The sequence below is a fragment of the Acidisoma sp. L85 genome (assembly GCF_009765865.1).
Taxonomy (GTDB): Bacteria; Pseudomonadota; Alphaproteobacteria; order Acetobacterales; family Acetobacteraceae; genus Acidisoma.
This window is the reverse complement of sequence record NZ_LMUQ01000075.1, coordinates 39,691-45,263: the sequence shown is the minus strand read 5'-3', so window position 1 is coordinate 45,263 and position 5,573 is coordinate 39,691. Positions and strand designations below refer to the sequence as shown.

At 61.2% G+C, this 5,573-nt stretch carries 4 protein-coding genes and 1 pseudogene; 3 read left to right on the top strand and 2 right to left on the bottom strand.

All coding sequences use genetic code 11. The annotated features are described in order from the left end of the window. The 3 genes and pseudogenes from GSQ83_RS25665 to GSQ83_RS25650 all read left to right on the top strand — a co-directional run. Positions 1 to 2,147 (top strand): annotated as a pseudogene (locus tag GSQ83_RS25665) (error-prone DNA polymerase); the annotation flags it as partial. A 248-nt stretch (positions 2,148 to 2,395) separates the two neighbouring features. Next, on the top strand, positions 2,396 to 2,776 hold the full coding sequence (locus tag GSQ83_RS25660) for a VOC family protein (protein WP_216850580.1): 381 nt from the start codon (positions 2,396 to 2,398) through the stop codon (positions 2,774 to 2,776). Between the two features lie 714 nt (positions 2,777 to 3,490). Continuing rightward, complete coding sequence (locus tag GSQ83_RS25650; protein ID WP_254065909.1) at positions 3,491 to 4,402, top strand: glutathione S-transferase family protein; 912 nt, start codon at positions 3,491 to 3,493, stop codon at positions 4,400 to 4,402. Positions 4,403 to 4,412: 10 nt separating this feature from the next. Here the strand turns inward: GSQ83_RS25650 and GSQ83_RS30935 are convergent, their stop codons facing one another. Then, positions 4,413 to 4,544, bottom strand: a complete 132-nt coding sequence (locus tag GSQ83_RS30935; RefSeq protein WP_256367138.1) for a hypothetical protein — start codon at positions 4,542 to 4,544, stop codon at positions 4,413 to 4,415. Positions 4,545 to 4,773: 229 nt separating this feature from the next. Further along, positions 4,774 to 5,573: amidohydrolase family protein (locus GSQ83_RS25645; RefSeq protein WP_158805725.1), on the bottom strand; the 800-nt coding region annotated here is incomplete at its 5' end.

Sequence of the window (5,573 nt, the reverse complement as noted above, 5' to 3'; positions counted from 1 at the left end):
ACATCGATGTCGATTTCGAGCATGAGCGGCGCGAGGAGGTCATTCAGCATATCTACGATCGCTATGGTCGCAATCGCGCAGCGATCGTCGGCACCGTCATCCGCTACCGCGGCCGCAGCGCCATCCGCGAGGTGGGTAAAGCGCTCGGGCTATCGGAGGACGTGACCGGCCGGCTGGCCAAGGCCAGCTGGGGGCCGGGCCGTGACGACGGCCTGAAGGAGCTTGCGGCCCAGGAGGGGCTGGACCTCTCCGATCGCCGGCTCGGGCTCGCCTTGGAGCTCGCGGCGGAGATCCAGGATTTTCCGCGCCATCTCGCGACCCATGTCGGCGGCTTCGTCATGAGCCGGGGGCTCCTCACCGAAATGGCGGTCGTGGGTAATGCCGCGATGGCCGGCCGGACGGTGTTGGAATGGGACAAAGACGACGTTGACGCGCTCAAGCTTCTCAAGGTCGATATTCTTGCCCTCGGCATGCTGTCCTGCCTGCGGCGTGGCTTTGATCTGCTGCGCCGCCATCATCGGCTCGATTACGACCTTGCCGGCATCCCACGCGATTGCGAGGCAACCTACGCCATGCTGCGGCGGGCGGATTCCCTCGGCGTGTTCCAAGTCGAAAGCCGGGCGCAGATGGCGATGCTGCCGCGCCTTCGGCCGAGCAAATTCTACGACCTGGTTGTGCAGGTTGCGATCATCCGCCCGGGTCCGATCCAAGGCGATATGGTCCATCCCTATCTGCGCCGGCGTTGGGATCTCGAGGAGCCGGTTTATCCCGGCCCCTCCCCTCAGCATGGCGATCCGGACGAACTGAAAAAGGTCCTCGGCCGCACGCTCGGAGTTCCACTCTTCCAGGAACAGGCGATGCGCGTGGCGATTGTCGCCGCCGGCTTTACGCCGAGTGAGGCCGACCAGCTTCGACGGGCCATGGCGACCTTCAAGCACACGCAGGGTGTTGGTGTTTATCACGAGCGGCTCGTCGGCGGCATGGTGCGGCGGGGCTACGATCCCGAACTCGCCGAGCGGGTGTTCAAGCAGATCGAGGGCTTCGGCTCCTATGGCTTTCCGGAGAGCCATGCGGCGAGCTTTGCCCATCTCGCCTATGCCTCCTCTTGGCTCAAATGCCACCACCCCGCCGTCTTCGCGGCGGCGCTGCTCAACAGCCAGCCAATGGGGTTCTATGCGCCAGCGCAAATCGTCGGTGACGCGAAGAAGCACGACGTCGAGGTCCGGCCCGTCGACATCAATGCAAGCGACTGGGACTCAACCCTTGAGCCGGAGATACGGAGTGCTGACCAGCATGCTTTGCGCCTGGGCCTGCGGCTGGCGACGGGGCTTACGGAACAAGAGGGCCGGTTGATCGTGAAGGTCCGGCGGTCCGGCAATGGTTCGCCGTACGGGTCCGTGGAGGAAGTGGCGCGCCGCACGAGCGTCAGCCGCAAAGCCATCGAAGCCTTGGCAGAGGCTGATGCCTTCGCAAGCCTGGGCGCCAGCCGCCGGTCCGCCATGTGGGACGCCAAGGCGATTGAACGCGACGTGCCGCCGTTGTTGAGACTGGCTGACTACGCACTCGGGGAGCCAGGACTCATCAACGAGGCCGCCCCCGCCTTGCCGGCCGAGGCGGCAGGACAAGCGATCGTGCTGGACTACGCCGCTACAGGACTGACGCTGCGGCAGCATCCCCTCGCATTGCTGCGGCCGAAATTATCGAAACAGGGATATCACGACACCCGACACCTCAACTCGGCACGCGCGGGCAGTTCCATTCGCCTGCCCGGGATCGTGCTCATGCGGCAACGGCCCGGCACGGCGAAGGGCATCGTTTTCATCACGCTCGAGGATGAATTCGGCGTTGCCAACCTGGTCGTCTATCCGAACATCGGCGGACGCGATCGGGCAGCGATGATCGGCGCGCGTCTGATGGTGGCTGAGGGCCGCATTGAGCGCGAGACTGACCACGCCGAAGTGCCCATCACGCACTTGATTTGTCGCAAGCTGATCGACCGCGGCGACCTCCTGCGGCAGTTGAGCATTTCCAGGAACGATCCGAGTTGGGCCGACGCCACGCTCGGACGCGCTGATGAGGTGAGACGCCCGGACCCCGGTTCCGTTCGGTCAAAAGCCGGGCTGCCGGCCAGCCGTGACTTCCGGTAGGGGCGCTGTCAGACGTCGAGCTCATCGCCAATTTACTGGCGCCACTTTCTGCGGAAGGGCGGTCGGTATGACCCGGCCATCAACCCCATTCACGACCGGAGGACATACAGGCAACTTGATGCCGCGATCCCATTCTACAATTTGTACGCGAGACAAGCGAAATTAGTCTGATCTAAGTTTGCAATTGCCGAACACAATCTTCTCATGGCACATTAAATGTCTTTTTGCGAAGTGATTGGAGGCGCAACATGGGTATGTTTGATCACGTTCAAATCAAGGTCTCTAGTCTTCGTGAAAGCCGCAAGTTCTACGAAGCTATATTCCGCGCTTTAGAGTACAAGATCGTGTTCGAAATTGAGGGAGTGGTGGTGGGATTTGGAGATAGCGTGCATGACATGTTTGAGATAAGGCAGGCAAACGACGCCGCGCCGATCTCCAAGGCAGTCCATATCGCCTTCACTACTAGAAGCGAGCAATCCGTTCTAAACTTTCACTCCAAGGCCTTGGAAAATGGAGGCAAAGACAACGGAGCACCGGGCTTCCGACCGGAGTATGAAGAAGGATACTTTGCAGCTTTCGTCTTGGACCCCGACGGCCATAATCTGGAAGCGGTTTTCCCCAAAGCATAGAGTGGATTGCTGCCAGCCAGCCGCGACTTCCGGTAGGGCCGGTCGCCCGCACCGGATCGAGGGTGTCATATGTCGCCGCCCCCTACGCCCAATCGAAAGGATTCTACCGCTGAATCGGACTCTTTGGCTAGATTTGGTGAACCTCCTGGGTCTTGGTCGATCAGAAGGATTGACATGGCCGAACTGCCCGCCGCGACCAACGACGAGGTGCGCGCCTTACTACACCGCTAACAATGCCCGTGCCATTCCGCGTGGTGCGGACCCGCTTCCTCGGCGCCATCGCTACGCCCATAACCGAACCGGCGCCGATGGAGATGGCTTCGACCCTATGGGGCGGCAAGCTGCCGGCGTTCGACACGCTCGATGCAGTCAACGAGTTGATTGGCGCTCTGGTGATGGGCCTTTGGAACCGTCTCTGCCGGCATCGGGAACGTTCAGCACCATTCCGCCTCACGCGCATCGATGTCCCGTCGTCACGCGATGGGCCGACAGCGTGCTCGCACGCGTCTTACCCGAACGCGCCCACAAGGCGCTAGGAGCAATGGCCGAGGTCCGCGCTATGGTCGAGGGCGTCCACGAACTGCCGGCGATCGCTCTAAACCGGTCACTCAGGCCAGCACCGCGATCACACTCGGTCATCTTCGCGAACTCACGCGAATCGCGGAGTACGCGATGCACGAACCTGTCCTATCATGCATACGTGCGAGACGGCAGATGCTGCAAACGATGCCCCCGGCAAAACGGTTGTGCATTGACTTCTCGAAAACGGGAGGTACTGCCTTCGGGCCGGATAAGGATGTTCCGATCCGCGCCCACGGAAGACGCGGTATCGGAACAATTCCGACCGTTCGAGGAGAGACAAAGGTGAAAGGCACAGAGAAACTCACACTTTACGAACTGGCTGCTGCTGACCGCGCCGTGCGCTTCAGTCCGCATTGCTGGAAGATTCGCATGGCGTTGGCCCACAAGGGTTTGGAAGCCGAGACGATCCCTTGGCTGTTTACCGAGAAGGAGCTAATCGCTTTTTCAGGCAGCCGAACCGTCCCGGTTCTAATCCACGATCAAAGTGCCCTGGGTGACCGAGTGGCAGGCAATCAGACTGTTAGCGGCGAGGTCGTCAGCGACTCCTGGCGCATCGCGCTCTATCTCGAGGAGCGCTTCCCCGCTAGGATTTCACTTTTTGGCGGGGTGAACAGCATCCCCCTTGCCGAATTCATCAACACCTGGGCGGATACGGCACTATTGCCAAGTCTCGCACAGATCATCCTCATGGATATCCACACGCATATTCACGAAAGGGACCGTGACTATTTTCGGAGCTCGCGCGAAAAGGCCTTCGGTAAGAGTCTCGAAGACGTCGTAGCTGACAAACCGGCTCACCTCGCGGCACTAAAGCAGGTGCTTACACCGGTTCGCCGGACCCTCAGGAATCGGGAATTCATCAGCGGCGCAGCGCCTGCTTACGCCGATTACTGCGTCTTCGGCATGTTCATGTGGGTGCGCTGCATAAGTGCAATCGAGCCTCTCGAAAGCGATGATCCCATCTTCGCTTGGCGCGACCGGATGCTCGACGCCTTCGGAGGACTTGCACGCAATGCGGCGGTCGCAGACAGAGGACGGCGATGACATGAGCTTGTTAACGAACAGCGCCAAAGACAATCACGTTGACGATCCGACGGTCATCCACCCGCGCGACCTCATGCGAAAGCTGGAAATACCCCTCGATCCGGCGCATCTGCGCATCGGATAGCAAAAGCAAATCACCCATGGCGAAGCCCCTTCGCGAGAGATTCAAATAGGTGCCGAACTAGCTAAGGGAAACTGACAACGGTGGTTGTCAGTCCTATGGCGCCGGTGGATGTGCAGAAGATCCGAACGCATATCGGATCGAGGCCTGATGGCGCACGCTGCGAATAGTCGATTGCGCTGCCGTGCCTATCCTATCGATGACGCTGTCAGTAGAGCGGCCGGAGCGCCAACGTGGTCCGAGGCTTGGGTCAGGCGCGATTTTGTCTCAAGCCACGGCTAAATTCCTCGACATGGCCGGAGACATCCTCAGCCAAGCGCCGGGCGGGTAGCGTGGCAGTGTCGAGCCGGGCGGCTGCGGTCTGCGCTTGTCGCCGCAAACGCGCCTCGTCGATCCTTGTTAGTCGACCCCGCTCCAGGATCATTCGTCCATCGATCATGACATCGGTCACGGCGGCCCCAGTCTCCGCAAAAACGATTTGCCTGATGGGGTTGCGCAGGGGGACGTAGGTCTGGCTCGCGCCCGATAGGAACACGATGTCGGCGCGATAGGACGGCGCGATGCGGCCGATGTCGTAGAAGCCAAGCGCGGCGGCACTCCCGACAGTCGCAAGCCGCAGCGCCTCCAGGGCCGAAACCCATGCCCCGGTGTCCGCATGTTTAACCCGTGAGAGGTAGGCCGCGAGCCGAGTCGCCTCGAACATGTTTTGCCCGTCGGAGGTATTGCTGGCATCCGTCCCGATGCCGACGGCGATCCCGGCCGCCAGCATCGCCCGCAAATCGGCGATCCCTGAACCGAGGCGCAGATTGCTGCATGGGTTATGCGCAATGGCGGCCCCCGCATCCGCCAACAGGCGCCTGTCATCCGCGTCCAGCCAAACGCCGTGCGCTCCGCAGAAACGGGGCCCAAGCCATCCAAGCTCGGATAATTGCGTCGTCAAGCTACGGCCAAAGCGGCGCTGGCTTGCCGCCGCCTGGGTCTGGCTCTCGGCCAGATGCGTATGCAGGCCAATATCCCAATCCCGAGCAAGGCAGCCGCAAGACTGCAAAA